Source organism: Arcobacter sp. 15-2 (genome assembly GCF_047159865.1).
GTDB lineage: Bacteria > Campylobacterota > Campylobacteria > Campylobacterales > Arcobacteraceae > JAIOSF01.
This window is the reverse complement of the sequence record NZ_AP038804.1, coordinates 2,218,203-2,237,688: the sequence shown is the minus strand read 5'-3', so window position 1 is coordinate 2,237,688 and position 19,486 is coordinate 2,218,203. Positions and strand designations below refer to the sequence as shown.

16 protein-coding genes are annotated in these 19,486 nt (G+C 29.4%); 9 read left to right on the top strand and 7 right to left on the bottom strand.

Annotated features, from left to right (window positions below; genetic code table 11):
• Positions 1-10 precede the first annotated feature (10 nt).
• On the bottom strand, positions 11-3,280 hold the full coding sequence (gene carB / locus ACMCMH_RS11220; protein ID WP_412725610.1) for a carbamoyl-phosphate synthase large subunit: 3,270 nt from the start codon (positions 3,278-3,280) through the stop codon (positions 11-13).
• 85 nt (positions 3,281-3,365) lie between these two features.
• Complete coding sequence (locus ACMCMH_RS11215) at positions 3,366-4,049, bottom strand: HesA/MoeB/ThiF family protein (RefSeq protein ID WP_412725608.1); 684 nt, start codon at positions 4,047-4,049, stop codon at positions 3,366-3,368.
• A 306-nt stretch (positions 4,050-4,355) separates the two neighbouring features.
• Between ACMCMH_RS11215 and ACMCMH_RS11210 the strand changes: the two genes are divergently transcribed.
• Both ACMCMH_RS11210 and ACMCMH_RS11205 read left to right on the top strand, forming a co-directional pair.
• Positions 4,356-6,884, top strand: coding sequence for an HD domain-containing protein (locus tag ACMCMH_RS11210; protein WP_412725606.1), 2,529 nt, complete (start codon positions 4,356-4,358; stop codon positions 6,882-6,884).
• A gap of 88 nt (positions 6,885-6,972) precedes the next feature.
• Positions 6,973-8,919: a TonB-dependent receptor gene (locus tag ACMCMH_RS11205; protein ID WP_412725604.1), complete on the top strand. Its 1,947-nt coding sequence runs from the start codon at positions 6,973-6,975 to the stop codon at positions 8,917-8,919.
• A 20-nt stretch (positions 8,920-8,939) separates the two neighbouring features.
• Here the strand turns inward: ACMCMH_RS11205 and ACMCMH_RS11200 are convergent, their stop codons facing one another.
• From ACMCMH_RS11200 to rpe, 3 genes are read right to left on the bottom strand one after another with little or no spacing between them, the layout of a single operon-like run.
• Positions 8,940-9,683, bottom strand: a complete 744-nt coding sequence (locus ACMCMH_RS11200) for a 3'-5' exonuclease (protein ID WP_412725602.1) — start codon at positions 9,681-9,683, stop codon at positions 8,940-8,942.
• A complete protein-coding gene (locus ACMCMH_RS11195) occupies positions 9,670-10,263 on the bottom strand; it encodes a phosphoribosylanthranilate isomerase (RefSeq protein ID WP_412725600.1) in 594 nt (197 codons plus the stop codon). Before ACMCMH_RS11195 ends, ACMCMH_RS11200 begins: the two co-directional genes overlap by 14 nt.
• A 15-nt stretch (positions 10,264-10,278) precedes the next feature.
• A complete protein-coding gene (rpe, locus tag ACMCMH_RS11190; protein WP_412725598.1) occupies positions 10,279-10,920 on the bottom strand; it encodes a ribulose-phosphate 3-epimerase in 642 nt (213 codons plus the stop codon).
• 187 nt (positions 10,921-11,107) lie between these two features.
• On the opposite strand from rpe, the gene ACMCMH_RS11185 reads away from it, so the two are divergent.
• On the top strand, positions 11,108-13,168 hold the full coding sequence (locus ACMCMH_RS11185; protein WP_412725596.1) for a sensor domain-containing diguanylate cyclase: 2,061 nt from the start codon (positions 11,108-11,110) through the stop codon (positions 13,166-13,168).
• Positions 13,169-13,214: 46 nt separating this feature from the next.
• Here the strand turns inward: ACMCMH_RS11185 and ACMCMH_RS11180 are convergent, their stop codons facing one another.
• Both ACMCMH_RS11180 and ACMCMH_RS11175 read right to left on the bottom strand, forming a co-directional pair.
• Complete coding sequence (locus ACMCMH_RS11180; RefSeq protein ID WP_412725594.1) at positions 13,215-13,748, bottom strand: DedA family protein; 534 nt, start codon at positions 13,746-13,748, stop codon at positions 13,215-13,217.
• Complete coding sequence (locus ACMCMH_RS11175) at positions 13,748-14,593, bottom strand: S1 RNA-binding domain-containing protein (protein ID WP_412725592.1); 846 nt, start codon at positions 14,591-14,593, stop codon at positions 13,748-13,750. Before ACMCMH_RS11175 ends, ACMCMH_RS11180 begins: the two co-directional genes overlap by 1 nt.
• A gap of 272 nt (positions 14,594-14,865) precedes the next feature.
• Here ACMCMH_RS11175 and ACMCMH_RS11170 point away from each other — a divergent pair, with 272 nt between their 5' ends.
• The 6 genes from ACMCMH_RS11170 to ACMCMH_RS11145 are packed head-to-tail and all read left to right on the top strand — an operon-like array spanning position 14,866 to position 19,469.
• Positions 14,866-16,680 carry a TonB-dependent receptor plug domain-containing protein gene (locus tag ACMCMH_RS11170; protein ID WP_412725590.1) on the top strand — a complete coding sequence of 605 codons (1,815 nt, stop codon included), beginning with the start codon at positions 14,866-14,868 and terminating at the stop codon, positions 16,678-16,680.
• Positions 16,680-17,501 carry an ABC transporter substrate-binding protein gene (locus tag ACMCMH_RS11165; protein WP_412725588.1) on the top strand — a complete coding sequence of 274 codons (822 nt, stop codon included), beginning with the start codon at positions 16,680-16,682 and terminating at the stop codon, positions 17,499-17,501. Before ACMCMH_RS11170 ends, ACMCMH_RS11165 begins: the two co-directional genes overlap by 1 nt.
• Positions 17,485-18,177, top strand: coding sequence for an ATP-binding cassette domain-containing protein (locus ACMCMH_RS11160; RefSeq protein ID WP_412725586.1), 693 nt, complete (start codon positions 17,485-17,487; stop codon positions 18,175-18,177). Before ACMCMH_RS11165 ends, ACMCMH_RS11160 begins: the two co-directional genes overlap by 17 nt.
• Positions 18,174-19,118 (top strand): FecCD family ABC transporter permease, encoded by a 945-nt coding sequence (locus tag ACMCMH_RS11155; protein WP_412725584.1) that lies wholly within the window; start codon positions 18,174-18,176, stop codon positions 19,116-19,118. The genes ACMCMH_RS11160 and ACMCMH_RS11155 overlap by 4 nt, the downstream gene beginning before the upstream one ends.
• A gap of 7 nt (positions 19,119-19,125) precedes the next feature.
• Positions 19,126-19,278 carry a hypothetical protein gene (locus ACMCMH_RS11150; RefSeq protein ID WP_412725582.1) on the top strand — a complete coding sequence of 51 codons (153 nt, stop codon included), beginning with the start codon at positions 19,126-19,128 and terminating at the stop codon, positions 19,276-19,278.
• A 20-nt stretch (positions 19,279-19,298) separates the two neighbouring features.
• Complete coding sequence (locus tag ACMCMH_RS11145) at positions 19,299-19,469, top strand: hypothetical protein (protein ID WP_412725580.1); 171 nt, start codon at positions 19,299-19,301, stop codon at positions 19,467-19,469.
• Positions 19,470-19,486 lie beyond the last annotated feature (17 nt).

Sequence of the window (19,486 nt, the reverse complement as noted above, 5' to 3'; positions counted from 1 at the left end):
AAACTTTCTCTTACAGTAAAAACTCTTGAATTGATTTAGGAATTAATCCATTTGTATCTTTAATAGCTACGATTGCTTTAACTGAAGCTAATGCTCCTGCAACTGTAGTAAAATATGGTACATTCATTCGTAAAACTGTTCGTCGAATTTGTAGTCCGTCATCTTTACTAGTTTCTTCTCCATCACTTGTATTTATAGCCATAACAATCTCTTCATTCATAAGACTATCTACAATATTTGGTCTACCTTCACTTACTTTTAAAACTTTTTCACAAGGTATACCTGCTTCACTAATAATATTATAAGTACCACCAGTTGCAATGATATCAAAACCTGCATTTTCAAGTCCAAGAGCAATTTCAGGTGCAAACTCTTTGTCAAGGTCTGCAAGAGAGATGAACACTTTACCACCATTACTAGGAAGGTTGTTTTTAGCAGCACTTTGTGCTTTTGCAAATGCTTTTCCAAAATCATCACTAATACCCATAACTTCACCTGTAGATTTCATCTCAGGTCCTAAAATAAGATCAGCACCACTTAGCTTATTGAATGGGAATACTGCTTCTTTAACAGCAACATGTCCTTTTAACATAGGTAATAATAAATTTGCTCTTGATGGGTTTGTAACATTTACAATTTTTTCATCTTTATCGTAAGCTTTTAAAGCGTCTTTTAAAGATTCTCCATACATAACTCTAGTAGCAACTTTTGCCATAGGAATACCTGTAGCTTTAGATACAAAAGGTACTGTTCTACTAGCTCTTGGGTTTACTTCAATTAAATAAATTTTACCATGATGAATAGCATATTGCGTATTCATAAGTCCTACTACACCTAACTCTAAAGCCATAGTTTTTGTTTTCTCTTCTACCTCTTTTAAAAGTGTATCAGATAAACTTATTGGAGGTAAACTACAAGCTGAATCTCCAGAGTGAATACCCGCTTCTTCAATATGTTGCATAATACCACCAATATATACATCAGTTCCATCAGTAATACAATCTACATCAAGCTCAATAGCACGATCTAAAAATTTATCTACTAAAACTGGTGCATCATTTGATACTGAGACAGCTTCTGCCATATATTGTTTGAGCTCTGAATCACTATAAACAATCTTCATACCTCTACCACCAAGTACAAATGAAGGTCGTACAAGTACTGGATAAGTAACTCTATTTGCTATTTCTAGTGCTTCTTCTAAAGTAACAGCTGTACCATTATCTGGTTGTAACAGTCCAGCTTTTTCTACAAATGTAGAAAATTTTTCTCTATCTTCAGCTAGGTCAATCACTTCTGCAGTTGTACCGATGATTTTACCACCCATATCGTGAATAGCATTTGCTAATTTTAATGGCGTTTGCCCACCAAAGTGTACAATTATACCATCTGGATTTTCTGTTTCTATTACATTTTGTACATGTTCAAAATCAATAGGCTCAAAATATAAAATATCTGAAGTATCATAATCTGTTGAAACCGTTTCTGGATTACAGTTATACATGATTGTTTTTACACCCATCTCATTTAAAGCAAATGAAGCATGACAACAACAATAGTCAAACTCAATACCTTGACCAATTCTATTTGGACCTCCACCGATAATTAAAACTTTTTTATCTGAAGATTTTGTTTCATCTAGTTTTGGTAGTTTTGTAATATTTGTAGATGAATATAAATATGGTGTTAATGCTTTAAATTCTGCTGCACAAGTATCTACTTCATTGTATTCAAGATTTATACCTAAATTTTTTCTAGCATTATATACATCATTTTGATTTGTTCCAGTTAGTTTTGCAATCATCTCATCACCAAAACCAAATGTTTTTACTTTTCTTAAAAATTCTTCATCTGATAAAGTTTTTTCTTGTAAAGATTTCATCTTACACTCAGCGTTATAAATTTCTCTAAATTGTGTTAAGAACCAAGGGTCAATATTACAAAGTTCAAATAATTCTTCGTTTGTTAAACCTTCTCTATATCCTTGCATTAAATATAAGATTCTATTTTCATTTGGTCTTCTGATCTCTTTTTTAATAAGATCTAGATTTCCTTCCTTTTCATTGAATCCTATAAGTCCTGTTTCTAAAGAACAAAGTGCTTTTTGCATAGACTCTTTAAATGTTCTACCCATAGCCATAACTTCACCAACAGATTTCATACCAGTTGAGAGTGTAGAGTTTGCCAATGGAAATTTTTCAAATGTAAAACGAGGAATTTTTGTAACAACATAGTCAATTACAGGTTCAAAAGAAGCAGTTGTCCCTGTGATATCATTTTCAATTTCATCAAGTGTAAAACCAACTGCTAAGAGTGTAGCAACTTTTGCAATAGGATATCCTGTAGCTTTCGAAGCAAGAGCAGAAGATCGTGAAACTCTTGGATTCATCTCAATAACAATCATTCTTCCTGTTTTAGGACAAATAGAGAACTGTACATTTGAACCACCAGTATCAACACCAATCTCTCTTAAAATATCAAAAGAAGCATTTCTCATATTTTGGTATTCTTTATCTGTAAGTGTAAGTGCAGGAGCTACTGTTATACTATCACCTGTATGTACACCCATAGGGTCTAAGTTCTCAATCGAACATACGATGATACAGTTATCTTTATTATCTCTGATAACTTCCATTTCGTATTCTTTCCAACCGAGCATTGATTCCATAATTTCAATCTCGTTAATTGGACTAGCATCAATACCTTCTTGAGCAAGTTTTTTAAACTCATCCATATTATAAGCTACACCAGAACCACCACCTGCTAGTGTGAATGATGCTCTTGATATTACTGGAAAACCAATCTCTTTTGCTTTTTCCATAGCTTCTTCTACCGTATAAGCATTTGCTGATTTTGGTAAATCCATCCCTATTTTTATCATAGCTTCATTAAAAAGATGTCTATCTTCACCTTTTTTAATAGCATCAGGATGAGCTCCAAGAAATTTAATACCTTTTAACATACCTTTATCATACATTGTTGTAGCAACATTAAGTGCAGTTTGACCACCCATTGTTGGTAAAATAGCATCAATATTTTCAATTTCAATAATTTTTGCTATCATATCTTCTGTGATTGGCTCGATGTATGTTTTATCTGCAAATTCAGGATCAGTCATAATAGTAGCAGGATTAGAGTTGATTAATACAACTCTATAACCGAGCTCTTTTAATGTTTTTGTAGCTTGAGTACCAGAATAATCAAACTCACACGCTTGACCGATAATAATAGGACCAGATCCTATTAATAATATAGACTTTATATCTTCTCTTTTTGGCATTATTAAATTTCCTTGTTTATGTTGTAAATTTGATAATTATAGCCTGAAATTACTTAAAAATCTATTATATAAACTACTCCTATTGTTATGCAGTTGGTAGTGAAAATTTTTGGTGTGTGAACTCACCCTCTTCATCAAAGAAAAAGTAATTAAGAGTATCTTTTTTGATTTTTAAACCAGCTAAATAACGAAGTGCTAAGTTTGCTTGAAATGAAGCTATGTGCATCACAATTGGGGCTGTTATCCCTCCTGGTTTATGATCTGTTACATTAAAAACAGATTCAAAATCAGATTTGTCAAAAAAACATACTTGACCATGAAAGGATTCTACACTTGCATATAACCAAGGGATGTTTTTATCTTTAGAAAAGGCATTGATTTTAGCTCTTACAGGTAAATTGTCTGTTCCATCTAAAATAAGATCATAATAATCATCAGTAAAGCTAAAAGTATCAAAATCCATATCATGTGCAGTTACTGTTACAAAAGGATTTCTTGATTCTATGAGTTCTTTAAGAACCTCACACTTTAGTTTATCTTCATCTCCAACTTTAAAACCAATTTGACGATGAATATTATGGACACCAACTGTATCAAAATCTATTAAATCTATATGCCCTATTCCACTACTTCCTAATGCAATTGCTAAACTACATCCCAATCCACCAGAACCTATAATTGCAATTTTTTTTGTTTTTAGAGACTCTTGAGTTTCTTCACCCCAAAGTTGTATTTGTCTATTAAAGTATTTTTTTTCATCTTCAGTCATGATATATCCATTTCTATTTATTTTAATGAGCAACTATATCATTTTTTTATTTTGATTATCTTAATGAATTTAAAAAATAATTAGATATCCTACTATAAAAACAAAAACAATAATAAAAACATCATATTTTATGAAAAAGCTTTCTTTTTTGTTTTTAGTGAATGACCAATTATTTATATGTGAAGGTAGATTTGTTTTCATATTCTGTACCTTTTAATAGAATTTATAAATTGTAACAATCCAATTCTTAAAATTAGATAAAATTGCAAATAGAAATACTAATTTATTTTATGATAGAATAATTCTATGACAAACATAAACATAAAAATTGAAGAACTTATAGATTCAAAAGCTCCTGATTTTCAGATTGCTAAAGTTATCAAAAAAGAGATAAAAGAGTATTTAAACTCACTAGATGAAATTTTTAAAAACTCTAGTGGAAAAGATTTTTTAGTCAAACATACTAAAAAAATAGATAGTTTTATAAAAGTTATATATAAATATCTTTTAAGAAAACATTTTGGTTCCTATATGCCTATGAGTAGTTATATACCTGTTAATGTTATCGCTTTAGGTAGTTATGGTAGAGAGCAATTATGTGTTTATAGTGATATAGATATCATGCTTCTGTATGAAGATGTTTCTGGTTTTAATATTCAACCGATTTTAGAAGAGTTTGTATTGTTGGCTTGGGATAGTGGGTTGAAACTAGGTAGCCGTGTACATAATATTGCAAACTTGGCACAAGAGGTTCAAACTGATATCACTATCAAAACATCAATTTTGGAATCTCGATTTATTTATGGATCAAAACATCTTTGGTTTAAATTTGAACATACATTATCAAAAATTAGAAAACACAATAGAAAAGAGTTTGTAGAGGAAAAAATTGCTGAACATAAAGCGAGACTCTTAAAAACACCTTTAAATATGCAACCCAATATTAAAGATGGTTATGGTGGAATGAGAGAATCCAATATGCTTTTTTGGATGGCAAATATTGCTTTTGGGGTAACAAATACAAAACAACTTTGTAGAACAATTTTTAGTGATGAGGAGTATAAAAAATATGCTATTGCTGTAGAATATATTTTTAAAGTAAGAACTGCTTTACATCTTATTGCAAAAAAGAAACTTGATATTGTTACTTTTGATCGCTTACCAGAATTAAGTGATTGGTTAGGTTTTTGTGATACTTCAAGATATGTAAAAGAGCGGCAATGTATGGAAAAAATACTCCTATCATTACATACTATTCATCATTTTTCAGTGATTGTTACTAAAAAGATTACACGAAAATATATTTACGATCTAACAAATTTTACAAAACTAAAAGAGCACAGAATAGAAAAAAATATTTTTTACTATGACAATAAAATTTATACTTCATTTCAAAGGAAACCTAAGAAACTCAACCTATTTTTAAAAGAGCTTGTTTCTTTACCTGTTGGAGTTAAATATTTTGATTCATCTTATGTGTATTATGCTTCTAATACAATTCTTCCAAGTAAATTAAATGATGCTACAAAGGCACTTTTAGTAGCTATTTTACATAAAGAAAACCTTTATCCTCTGATGAAACTTTTATACAACTCTTCACTTTTAGTAGAACTTATTCCTACAATGAAGATGATTATAAATCAGCCTCAATTTGATGGTTATCATAAACATCCTGTCGATATTCACAGTGTTAAAACTTTGTATCATCTTCAAAATATTCAAGATCCTTTTTTACAAGTTATGTATGAAAAACTAAACCAAAACCAAAAATTTGTTTTAAGGTTAGCCTCTTTTTTTCATGATTGTGGTAAAGGAAGAGGAAAGGACCATCATGTTGTGGGTCAAAATTTATTTAAAAAATTTGCAAAATCTTTAAAAATATCAGATGAAAATATCACTTTAGCATCGACTTTAATACGCTATCACAATATGATGAGTAAGATAGCTACAACTGAAGATATTTATGCACAAGAGACTATTTTAGCTTTTACTGGACTTATTCAAACGCATGAAGCATTAAAACTTTTATATATCTTGACTTACGCAGATATCTGTTCAGTAGATGAAAAATTTTATAAAAGTTCAACGGCTTCTTTATTGAAAGAGTTATACTTACAATCAATTCCTGCTTTTAACAATAAAGAGTTACTTCAAATTAGTACAAGAAGAGTTGCAAAAGAAAATACAATCAAAAAAAATAAACTCTTTATAGAATCATCACGATTGATGCAGAAAAAGATTCTTCATATTGAGTCAAATCAAATGTATTTAAAATACAAGGCAGAAGATATTATTAAAATTGCAAAGCGTGCAAAAAATGCTATAAATTGGGATTATACTATTTCAAATAAAGAAAGACTCTCTATTAAAATAACGCGAGCTGTTCCTTTGAACTTGGGTTATCTATTAGGAAAAATGCAATTTTTAAATATTGTTTCAATGGGAATTTATAAACTCTTTGATGATAAAAAGTTTTTCGAAATAACTTTTAATGAAAGATTAGATGAAGATGATTTACCTTTTGTTGAAGAGATTATTACAGACTCTTTTGATATGTCTAGAGATATCAAACTAAAAAAACCAACGATTTTAAAAGAGGAAATTTTTATAGACTGTAATCATACGAAAAGCTTAGCATTGATGAAAATAAACACTAAAGATCAAAAAGGGCTATTTTCTTATATTGCAAAAACCTTTGATGATTTTGATGTAGAGATAAACAGTGCAAAAATTCAATCTATACGAGGTAAAGCAAATGATCTTTTCCTTATCTCAAGAGATAGTCATTTTTGTGATAATAAAGAAAAAATTTTGGAACTTATTACAAAGCAATAAAAGAAAACTTAATTAGAGTGTTGATTAACAGTTAATTAACACTTTAAAGATATTCTTTATCTTGAAAATTTAATAAAAGGTAAAGTTTATGAATAAAAAAATCTATCTATCTTTAGCATGCTTAGTTGCAATGAATGCAGCAGCACAAGATTTAGGGGAAATAGAGGTATCTGAAAAGATAAATAATAAAATAGTATCAGATGTAAGTACTGAAGAGATTAAAAGTGCAGATTTAGCTGAAGCATTATCAAAAAACATACCATCTGTTTCGATTGTTAGACGAAGTGGTATTGCAAATGATATTATTTTAAGAGGTCAGAAAAAAGACAATATCAATATTTTAGTAGATGATGCAAAAATTTATGGTGCATGTCCAAATAGAATGGATCCTCCTACTTCACATGTTTTATCAAATAATATCGAAAGTGTAAAAGTTACAGAAGGTCCTTATGATGTAGAAAATTTTGGAACACTTAGTGGTCTTGTTCAAGTAAAAACAAAAGAACCATCAAAAGAATTTCAAGGTGAAGTAAACTTAAATGCTGGAAGCTTCGGATACAAAAAAGCAAGTGCAACAGTAAGTGGAGGAAGTGATAAATTTAAACTACTACTTTCTACTTCTATTGAAAATGGTGACCAATATGAAGATGGTAATGGTAATGACTTTAGAGAACAACAAATTAAAAAAGGTGTTAACACAGTAAATCAATATCAAAAAAATGATGATGAAGCTTTTGAGAAAAAAACTTTACTTGGAAAAGCCATTATCAATATTAATGATGATTCTGAATTGAAACTATCATATACAGCAAATAGAAGTGACAATGTTTTATATCCAAACACTCCTATGGATGCAGATTATGATGATTCAGATATTTATACTGTAGGATATACAGCTAGAAACTTATCAAACTTATCTAAAGAGTTAAGTTTAGATTATTATTATTCTAAAGTTGATCATCCTATGAGTACAAAACTTAGAAATAATGGAAAAATGATGTATATGACAAACCATATGGAGTCATCTATGTGGGGAACAAAAATTAAAAATAGTATGGAACTTTCTGATTCATTATTAACTATCGGATTAGATACTAGTAAAAGAAACTGGGAAGGAGAAATGTCTAAAACAACAGTTGCAACAGGGGTTACTGTTCCTGTAAGCACTACTTTAGCTTCTACTGATACAATAAATAAAGCTATATTTACAAAACTAGAAAATACTTTTGGAAACTTGAAAATTGAAACAGGTGTAAGATATGATTATACAGATATAGAATCAGAAGATTCATCGAAAACAGACAAAAACTACAAATCATTAAATGCTAATATTTTTGCTACATATAAAGCAGATGCAGATACAAAATATTTTGCAGGGATAGGAAAATCTTCAAGAGTACCAGATGCTAGAGAGTTATATTATGGTGCAACAAACAATAATTTAGATGATACAAAAAACTACGAAGTTGACTTAGGTTTTGAAAAAAATATTGGTGACTTAAATATTAAAACAAAACTATTCTATTCTGAATTAAAAGATTATATTTATAATATATCAGGAACTTTCACAAATATTGATGCAAAGATATATGGACTTGATGTTAGTGGATATTATATTATAAGTGATGCTTTTTCACTTGATTATGGTGTTGCTTACCAACGAGGAAAAAAAGATGGTAGCTTTGCAGATAAAGATTTAGCTGAAGTAACACCTTTAAAAACAAATATAGCTTTGAATTTTGAACATAATAAAGCTAAATTTACAACAGAAATTGTTGCAGTTGATAGATGGGACAATTATGATAGTTCAGCAAAAGAGCAGGAGTTAGCAGGGTATGCTCTAGTAAACTTAAAATACACAAACCAAATACACAAAAACTTTGGATTTACTGTAGGTGTGGATAATATATTTGATACAACTTATGCTTCAACAAATACTTATGAAGATGTACGATATGTTGAAACAGGTGGAGATAGAGTTTTATTGAATGATCCAGGTCGATATGGATATGTTAATTTAAAATTTACATTCTAAAAGAAAAAGATTTACAAAACCTAGTGTTTTGTAAATCTTATCAAATCTTCAGCAGTTACAACTTCCTTCGGTAACTGTTTTAAACATATTTCCAATATTTTTTGAGTACTTAAAGCATCACTAAAAGCTCTGTGATGATTATCTATATTTATATTTAAATGCTCTTTTAAATACTTTAAACCATATCTTTCACACTCAATAACCCTTTTAGATAACTCAATAGTACAAATTCGTCTGTTACATAGTTGACCTAAATCATATTTTTTAAAACTATCACTGATGAACTTATAGTCAAAAGAAATCGCATGTGCAACAAAAAGATCATCTTCTAAAAAAACTTTGAACTCTTCTAAAACAGTTTTAAGATTTGGAGCAGTATATGTCATAGAAGGTGTTATATTAGTAAGTTCTTGAATTTTCTTAGGAATCTCTCCTGTATTTACCAATGTATCATATTTTTCAATAATCTGTCCATTTTTATATCTAACAGCACCAATTTCGATTATTTGTCCATCCTTAGCATTTCCTGCTGTGGTTTCAATATCAACTATACAAAATGTCTGATCTTTAATAAGTGTTGATACAGTTTTTAAACTCACTTGGTCATTTGAAAAATGCAGTGGTAAGCCATTTGAAAGAAGTAATTCTTGTTCAAGTTCTACAGAGTCAAAAAAAGTATCACTTTTTTTAAGAATATTATGAAACTGTTTAAGAGTTAATGGGTGTTTAATTAAAGTGTTTACAAGTTTATTAAGATAATTCATTTGCTTTATCTATAAAGTTTATAATTTTTTGTTTATCTTTAAATCCCTTTTTAACTTCTACACCACTACTTACATCAAGTGAATAAAAATTAAACCCCTTTAAATCTTCCAAATTGTTAGCTGTTAATCCCCCTGCAAGTATTATACGAGAGCAATCAATCTCTTTAAACCATTCGATATTTAGGCGTTTCCCTTCTCCTCCATATTCTGGTACAAATGCATCTACTATTCTATATTCATTTTTGTATAACTCTAAATCCTCTTTTGTTTGTGCTCGTACAACTTTAAGTGCTTTTATTTTGAGTTTTTTATAAAAATTTTCACTAGCTTCAAAATGAATTTGTGCTATATCAATTTGTGATATTTCTGCTATCTGGTTTACCTCTTCTGCTGTTTCATTCACAAACAAACCAACACTTTGTACAAAAGGTGGTATCTTTTTAATTATCTCTTGGGCAGCAGATGGTTCAATATATCTGGCACTTTTAGGATAGAAAACAAATCCCAAGGCATCAGCTCCTGCATCAATAGCATCCATTGCATCTGTTAGATTTGTTATACCACAAATTTTTACTCTCATGACTATTTATCTTTTTTAGATTTGTAAGCTTTTAATTGCTTGCCCATAATCATCTGCACCATACACATAACTACCTGCTACAACTACATCTACTTCGGCAACTTTTAGTTCACCGATATTTTTATCATTTACTCCACCATCAACTTCTATAAGACAAGTAGGATTATGTTTGTTTATTAACTCTTTTAGTTTTTTTGCTTTTGGTACAACACTTTCTATGAACTTTTGTCCACCAAAACCAGGGTTCACAGACATAAGTAAAACCATATCTAAGTCTTCAAGTAAGTATTCTATATCTTCAGGTCTACTATGTGGATTTAATACAATTGCTGGCTTGATACCATAATCTCTGATTTTTTGAATCAATCTATGCGGATGTTTTTCCTCTTCGATATGAAAAGAGATATATTTAGGTTTTAAAGGAGCAAAAAGATCCACAAAAAAAGTGTTGTTTTCTACCATAAGATGTATATCTAAAGGCTTTGTTGCTATTTTTGCAACAGCATTTACTACAACTGGTCCTATTGTTAAGTTTGGTACAAAATGACCATCCATCACATCTACATGAACTAGATCACAACCACCCTCACAGATAGCTTTTATCTCATCATTTAATATTCCAAAATCTGCACTTAATATTGAAGGTGCTACTTGCATTTAATATCCTATTGTTAAAATTAAAATGATTATATCGAAGTTATCTATTTTATTTTATTAAAGAATTTTTAGATAAATAGCAAATAAAATGATAACTTTGATACGAACGAGTCTCTTTATAGTTTCTTTGAAGAGATTTGTTATCTATATTATGGTAGATTATGTTAAATTTAAATATAGGATAATTATGAGAGGTACAGCTTTACAAGCCGCAAAAATATTTAAAGAACACTCAACTGATAATAATACAGGAATTGTTATTTTAGATACATCTGGTTTAATTAACTACGCTAACGATATATTTTGTACACTCAGTGGATATAAAAAAGAGGAATTGATAGGAAAAAACGATACCATTTTCAATTCTGACCACCAATCTGATACTTATGTGGAATCCCTTTATAAAGCATTAAACAAAGGTAATATTTGGAATGACAAGCTTCAAAACAAAACTAAAAATGGTATTTTTTACTGTGTAGATAGAACAATTATCCCCTTTTTAGATACAGAGGGGAAGCCTGAAATGTATGTTAGTATCTATGTTGATATCACCAATGAAACAGAATTAGTTAATAGTTTTGAGAATAATAGTTTTGCTATTGACCAACATTCTATTATTGCAAAAACTGACAATCAAGGTATCATAACTTATGTGAACGATAATTTTTGTGTAATCAGTGGTTATTCTAAAGATGAACTAATCGGTCAAAACCATAGAATTTTAAATTCAAATAACAAACCAAAATCATATTGGAAAGAGATGTATGAAGTTATATCTAAGGGAAATATTTGGCAAGATGAAGTTAAAAACAAAAATAAATATGGGGCTTATTATTGGGTAGATACTACAATTGTTCCTCATTTAGGAGAAGATGGTAAGCCTGAAAGTTATATCTCAATACGAAGTGATATCACAGAACAAAAAGAGCTTTCAAGTGCACTTGTCAAACATAAATTTGCGATTGACCAACATGCTATTATTGCTACTACTGATACATCAGGAAAAATAACTTATGCAAATGATAAATTTATTGAGATTAGTGGATATTCAAAAGAGGAGTTAATTGGTCAAAATCACAGAATAGTAAACTCTGGCAATCAACCATCTTCTTATTGGAAAGCGATGTATGAAACTGTTTTAAGTGGAAACATTTGGAAAGATCAAGTTAAAAATATATCAAAAAATGGTAGTTATTATTGGGTTGATACAAGTATTATTCCATTTTTAGATGATAATGGAAAAGCAAATAGCTTTTTCTCCATTAGAACTGATATCACTTACCAAAAGAGGATAGAAGAGATTTTGGCAAATCAAAGGTTTGCAATGGATCAGCATTCTATTATTGCTATGACTGATATCAAAGGAAATATAACTTATGCTAACGATAAATTTTGTAGAATAAGTGCGTATACAGAAGAAGAACTCCTTGGAAAAAATCATAGAATATTGAACTCTGGTCATCAACCGACCTCTTATTGGAAAGAGATGTATTCTATATTAAGTCAAAAAGGTATTTGGCAAGATGAAGTAAAAAATAAAAATAAAAATGGTGAGTATTATTGGGTAGATACGACCATTGTTCCATTTTTAGATTCAAATGGAAATGTAGATTGTTATATATCTATAAGAACAGATATCACAAAATATAAAAAAGTAGAAGAAGAGTTAAAAGAGCATCAAGATAATTTAGAACAAATAGTAAAAGAGAGAACTAAAGAACTTGATGAAGTAAATAGACAACTTACATATTTAAGTGAAGTTGATACTCTAACAAAGCTATCAAACAGAAGAAAACTCGAAATCGATTTTAATCGTGAACTTGAAAAATGTAACCGTTTTAATCGAAAAATGGCATTGTTTTTTCTAGATTTAGATAAATTTAAACATGTTAATGACACTTATGGTCATGAGATTGGCGATTTGTTATTACAAGCTGTTTCAAGTAATATTGTACACTCATTAAGAAACAATGAATATATTTATAGGATTGGTGGTGATGAGTTTTGTATATTGATTCCAGAGTTTACAGAGCAACAAGAGCTTGAAGTATTAGCAAAAAGAGTTGTGGGAGCTATTTCAAATATAGATGAGATAGAAAGTTGTAAAATTGATATAAGTTGTAGTATTGGGATCTCTATTTTTCCAGATAATGGAACTACTTTAAATGAACTTATCGTTAATGCCGATAAAGCTATGTATATCATTAAACATCAAGGTAAAAACAATTACCATTTTATATCGAACTAGTTTAGTTTGATATTTGATTTGATAATAAAAGAGTAGAGATACTCTTTTATCTATATTTTCTAAAAAGTAAAAATACTCCAAATAGTATGATCGCTACTAAAGCTAATCCATAAGATTTAAACTCATCGATATAAGTGTAAACTAAATCTCCCAACATATAAGCAGCACTTCCAATAAGAATAGCCCATAAAGCTGTAGCAAAAACATTGAAAAACATAAATTTTTTGTAGTCGTATTTTGTAAGTCCCATAGCTAAAGGGATAAGTGTTTTGATACCGTATACATATTTTTGGAGAAATATAACCCATGAACCATATTTTCTCATAAGAAGATGTGACATAGCAATTTTTCTTCTGTGTTTTTGCATCATCTGTTTTGCTTGGGCTTTGTTTTTTCTAGCAATTGTAAATAAAAATTGATCTCCTATAAAGTTAGCAACACCAGCTACTAAAATAGTAACAAATATATTTAACTCTCCACTAAAGGATAATATTCCAGCTACTACAAGTGCTAAAAAACCTCCACCAAAAGAGTATAAAAATAAAATGATATATCCCCAATCTCTAATCATATCTTCCATTAAATAAGCTCCATTCCATTTTCATCTATTTTGATGAGATTATTTTCTATTAAACTTGTTAGTGCTCGTTTATATGCTTTTTTACTCATACCAAACATCTCTTTTACTATTTCTGAGTCTGTTTTGTAATTGTAAGGAAGATTATTATGGTTTTGTTTTAGTGTATCAAGTATTTTTTTCGTATTTACATCTTCTGTAAATGTTTTGCCAATAGGTTGTAAAGAGATGTCTACTTTCCCATCTTCACGAATATTTTTTACATATCCTTTGATTTTATCTCCTACATCAATAGAGGTAAAAATTTCATTGCTATAAACCATACCTTCATAGGTATCATCTATAATAGTTTTATAGCCTAGTGGAGTTTTTGCAAATACAAGCAGATCTACTATTTGATTTTGTTGTAAATCTTTTGTATCTGTACTTAAATATGATGTGATTTTTTCTACACCTATGAGTCTTCCTGATTCCTCATCTTCTACAATTCTTACAATTCTTGTTTGCCCATCTCGAAAAGGATTTTTTTGTCTGTTTCTTGGTACAAAAAGGTCTTTTGGTAACCCCCAGTCTACAAAAGCACCAAAATCTACTACATCTACAACTCGTGTAAACATAAACTCATCTTTCATCCCATAAGGCTTTTGTGTTGTAGAAACAAGTCTATCTTCACTATCTGTATATACGAAAACTTCTAGTTCATCATCTACTTGCATATCTTTTGTTACATACGCATTTGGTAGGAGTACTACCTCTTCATCTAAAGCTTCTAGGTAAATACCTGGTTCTGTTATTCTGTTTATTTTTAAAGTGTTTAATACACCTAATTCTATGTGTTCATTTATCATGATTGCATTATATCTAAAAGTATGTATAATATAACTAACTTGTAATATGGTTTTAGATAGTATTTCATTAATGAAGCACTTAAAAGGTTATGGTAAACGATACTTCTCATTAGCAATCATTGCTATGTATTCAACATTAAATAAACTATCTTCTATAGATAGTAATTTTCAGTACCATAAAAAAGCTTTTGCATATCAAGAATATAAAACCTCCCCACCCTACTCTAATTTTAATTACTAACATATACAAAAATTAAAATTTAGGGAAAATAATGCAAAATAAAATCAAACTAAGCCTAGTTGCCTGTTTGCTAACTACTACAATAGTTGCAAACGAAAACTTGGGAGTTATAACAATTACAAGTGCCACAAAAAGTGAACAAAGCATAAAAGATGTAACAAGTAGTGTTTCTGTTGTAACAGGAATAGAACTTGAAGAGAAAAATATCAAAACAGTGACCGAAGCTTTAAATCTAGTAAGTGGAATAAGTTTTACCTCAAATGGTGGGATGGGAAAAACTACTTCCATAAACTTAAGAGGTATGGGGAACAATAGAACTTTAATACTCGTAGATGGTATGAAGTTTCAAGACCCATCAAATACAAGTGGGGCGAATATAGCACATCTAATGGTTACAGAAATTGAAAAAATTGAGATGATAAAAGGTGCGCAGAGTGGTATTTGGGGTGCAGATGCTAGTGCTGGAGTTATAAATATCATCACAAAAAAACCAAAAGATGGCGTTCATGGTAGTATCCTCATGGAAGCTGGTTCTTCTAACACAAAAAAAATAGCTGGAACAATCTCTTATAAAAATAAAAAAATGGATGCAAAACTTTCTGTTACAGATATCCAAACAGATGGATTTACTAGTGCAGCACCAAAAGGGAAAAATATTGACAAATATGAAGATGATGGGTATGAAAATACAACTATAAATCTTCAGTCAAATTACTACATAAACGATAACGCAAAAATTGGTATAAATATCACAGATATAGATGCTCTTTCCCAATATGATGGATGGAAAGCTCCAAATGACAGTTCAATGAAAAGTGATGTAGATTCAACTCTTTATGGAATAACTTACAATCATATTTTAGATAAACACAATATAACTATTAAAGTTGAAAAAAGTGACTTCACAAGAGATGAAATAGGAACAACTTTTGGTGTGAAATCGTTTGAAGGTGAAACTCAAAATATAGAGATAAGCGACAATATTCAATATAACTCTGAAGACTTTGTCACTTTAGGTACTGGTATAAGTAGTGATAATGTTGATTATGGTACAGTTGCTAATGAAAAAAACTCTAAAGAAAATAAAGACAAATATATTTATATAACAAATTCAAATACAATTAAAAATATTATTTTTACTCAAAGTATACGATATGACAAATACAATAATTTTGATAATAAATTCACGGGAAAATTAGGAGTAAAACACAACTTTACAAATGATATATATCTAAGTACTAATGTAGGTACAGCATATAATGTTCCAAATATAATGCAAGAACTCAACCCTTGGGGAGATACAAATGAAAAACTAAATCCAGAAGATACGAAAAGTGCCGATATCTCTTTTGGGTATAAAGGTTTAGTTCTCACATATTTTTATAGTAAAGTTACAGATTTAATAGATTGGGAAAATAACAAATATCAAAACCTTGAAGGTAAATCTACTTTTAAAGGGATAGAGCTTGATTATAAAAAAGAGATATTTTCAGATACTTTATTGTCTTTGGCTTATACAAGACTGAGTGCAAAAAATGAGGATGGTGAGTATTTAAGAAGAAGAGCTAAAGATACTTTTAAATTTGGAATTGATTATTATGGTATCGACAAACTTCATATTGGGCTTAATGGTGAGTATGTAGGAGGTAGATATGAAAGTGATGATAAAAAAGGTTCTCAAACAGGAAGATACACTATAGGAAATTTAAACATAAATTATGATCTATTAAAAAACCTTAAAATCTATACCAAAATAGAAAATATAACAGATAAATACTATCAAACTATAGAGGCTTTTGCATCAAGTCCAAGAGCTTATTATGCTGGTGTTAAGTATAGTTTCTAATGCGATATATATTTTTACTACTTTTTACTATCAATCTTTTTGCCTATGAGCGAATCATAGCACTTAGTCCATCTATAAATGAGATCATATATGCCCTAGGTGATGGTGAAAAAATCGTAGGAAATACTACATTTTGCAATTATCCAGAAGATGCAAAAAACAAACCAAAAGTTGGAGGATATTTTTCTCCCTCTTTGGAAAAAATTCTTTCACTTAAACCTGAACTTGTAATCATGCAAAACAGTAGTATAAAACTCTCAAAAAAACTTCAAAAACTAGGTGTCAAAACAAAAGTAGTAAAACTGACAACTTTACAAGATATCAAAGATACTATTGTTCAAATAGGGCTCATTTTAGATAAATCTTCAAAAGCTCAAGAGATACTTTTATCTCTTGAAACAAAACTCTATCAAACAAAAAATATACTCAAAGATAAAAAAATACTTTTTGTCATAGGTCATAACCTAAAACTTGATAGTCGTATCTTTGTAGCAGGTCAAAATCTTTATTTTGATGATATCATCAATCAAAGTGGAAACACAAATGCTTTTCAAAGTAAAAGAGCTGGTCAGCCTATTTTGAATATGGAAAATATTATCGCTACAGATGCAGACATTGTGATACTTTTATCACCATTTAGAAAACAAAAACAACTCACAAAAGAGCAACTGATCAAACCTTGGCTAGACTTACCTATAAGTGCAGCTAAAACAAAAGCTATATATATTTTGGACAAAGAATATGCCGGAATAAGTAGCCATAGACTTATATACTTTTTAGAAGATTTCAAAGGATTTTTGCAAGATGCTAAAAATAAGTAACTATAATAGTGATATATTGCATGATATATCTTTCACACTTGAAAATAAAAATCTTATCATCTTAGGTTCAAACGGTGCAGGAAAAACAACTTTGGCAAAAGTATTATCAGGAGTTACAAAAAGCTCTTGTGTAACTATAGATGATAAAAATCCAGCTACTGTTTATGGAGAAAAAAGAACACAGTTGATTAATTATATTCCACCAAAACTTGAAATGTATGATGAGTTTATGAGTGTAGAGGAGTTTTTAAAACTCAATCAACTCTATAGTGATATAAGTATAAATGAAGTTTTAAAGTTAGTAAATTGTGGATATATCAAAGATAAAAAATGCAAAACACTTAGTAGTGGTGAAGCACAACTCCTACTTCTATCAAGTGCAATACTCCACAATGCAAAATACACCATTTTTGATGAACCTACATCAAATCTAGACCCACAAAAGATAAAAAACAGTTTTCAAGTTTTAGAAGATAATACAATACTTCAAAATAAAATCATCATCACACATAATCTCAATCTAGCGTATAAATTAAAATATGACATACTTTATATAAAAGACCATAAAATAGTATTTTATGATACAAATGAGAAGTTTTTTGATGAGCAGAATCTACAATTCTTTTTTGAAGATAGTGTCAAAAAATGTGATGATAATATAGTGGTAAATATATGAAATATTTTTTAATCTTTTGTTCAATTATTATACTAAGCATCTCTCCATTTTTTGGACAAATTGAGCTAACTTTTAGTAATATCTTCGATACTAGTAAAATGGAGTATCAAATCTTTTGGGAGTTACGCCTTCCTAGGACGATATTGGCTTTTTTCGTAGGTGCTATATTGGCTTTGAGTGGATTGGTATTTCAAACTACTTTTAGAAATCCTATGAGTAGTCCTTTTACTTTAGGGGTTGCTAGTGGGGCTACACTTTTTACAGCTATTGCTATCATACTCGGTCTGAGCTCTTTTATCTCTTTTTTTGCTTTTTTAGGAAGCTTGGCAACTATTATTATACTTTTTATGATAGCTTCTAGGTTTCATAGTAGTGAAACTTCATCGTTACTTTTAGTTGGTATTGCTTTGTCATTTTTTTATAGTGCTAGTTTGATGGTATTGTTTTTTATTAGTAACTTAGAAGAGAGTTATGAGATAGTAAGATTTACAATGGGAAGTTTAGATATTGTAGGTTTCAAAGATTTATACCTTGTTGTAGTTGCTGGGTTATTTATACTTTTTATAGTAAAATACTTTCAAAATAGTATCAAATTGCTTCTTGTATCAAACCAATTTGCTCACCTCAAAGGGTGCAATGTAAAGCGAACAAACTATATACTTCTTATATCAGTATCAATAGTAGTAGGTATTTGTGTAAGTATTACAGGTCCGATTGGATTTGTGGGACTTATTGTACCACATATAGTCAAAACCATTACACAAAAAAGTGCCGATAAACTTATAGGCGCAATATTTTTTTATGGTGGTGTATTTTTAGTATTTTGTGATTTAGTTGCTCGAAACTTAGGAACAAATTCTGATATACCTATAGGTGTCGTGACCTCTTTTTTAGGGGCTCCTTTTTTTATATATTTGATACTTAAAAGAAAAAAACAATAGGAATAATATGAAACTTAAAGATATAATATTTTGGTTATTTTTAATAGCAGTTGCACTTTTTTATATTTTTGAAGGAAATGATATGCACCATGAAAAATGGGAAAAAATTGATAAAGTTTTTACTTTAGATGAAAATGCTACATCATCAAATAATAAGTAAGTATTAGATAAAATTATAGTATGAAACATCTAAAAGGTTATGGTAAAAGATACTTTTCATTAGCAATTATTGCTATGTATTCAACTCTAAATAAACTATCTTCTATAGATAGTAATTTTCAGTACCATAAAAAAGCCTTTGCTTATCAAGAATATAAAACATCTCCCCCTTTTTTAACATATACTTTTTAACAAACAGTTAAACAACT

Coding starts and splice junctions, on each gene's coding strand:
- carB (WP_412725610.1), bottom strand. CDS start 3,280: ATGCCAAAAAGAGAAGATATAAAGTCTATATTATTAATAGGATCTGGT.
- ACMCMH_RS11215 (WP_412725608.1), bottom strand. CDS start 4,049: ATGACTGAAGATGAAAAAAAATACTTTAATAGACAAATACAACTTTGG.
- ACMCMH_RS11210 (WP_412725606.1), top strand. CDS start 4,356: ATGACAAACATAAACATAAAAATTGAAGAACTTATAGATTCAAAAGCT.
- ACMCMH_RS11205 (WP_412725604.1), top strand. CDS start 6,973: ATGAATAAAAAAATCTATCTATCTTTAGCATGCTTAGTTGCAATGAAT.
- ACMCMH_RS11200 (WP_412725602.1), bottom strand. CDS start 9,683: ATGAATTATCTTAATAAACTTGTAAACACTTTAATTAAACACCCATTA.
- ACMCMH_RS11195 (WP_412725600.1), bottom strand. CDS start 10,263: ATGAGAGTAAAAATTTGTGGTATAACAAATCTAACAGATGCAATGGAT.
- rpe (WP_412725598.1), bottom strand. CDS start 10,920: ATGCAAGTAGCACCTTCAATATTAAGTGCAGATTTTGGAATATTAAAT.
- ACMCMH_RS11185 (WP_412725596.1), top strand. CDS start 11,108: ATGAGAGGTACAGCTTTACAAGCCGCAAAAATATTTAAAGAACACTCA.
- ACMCMH_RS11180 (WP_412725594.1), bottom strand. CDS start 13,748: ATGGAAGATATGATTAGAGATTGGGGATATATCATTTTATTTTTATAC.
- ACMCMH_RS11175 (WP_412725592.1), bottom strand. CDS start 14,593: ATGATAAATGAACACATAGAATTAGGTGTATTAAACACTTTAAAAATA.
- ACMCMH_RS11170 (WP_412725590.1), top strand. CDS start 14,866: ATGCAAAATAAAATCAAACTAAGCCTAGTTGCCTGTTTGCTAACTACT.
- ACMCMH_RS11165 (WP_412725588.1), top strand. CDS start 16,680: ATGCGATATATATTTTTACTACTTTTTACTATCAATCTTTTTGCCTAT.
- ACMCMH_RS11160 (WP_412725586.1), top strand. CDS start 17,485: ATGCTAAAAATAAGTAACTATAATAGTGATATATTGCATGATATATCT.
- ACMCMH_RS11155 (WP_412725584.1), top strand. CDS start 18,174: ATGAAATATTTTTTAATCTTTTGTTCAATTATTATACTAAGCATCTCT.
- ACMCMH_RS11150 (WP_412725582.1), top strand. CDS start 19,126: ATGAAACTTAAAGATATAATATTTTGGTTATTTTTAATAGCAGTTGCA.
- ACMCMH_RS11145 (WP_412725580.1), top strand. CDS start 19,299: ATGAAACATCTAAAAGGTTATGGTAAAAGATACTTTTCATTAGCAATT.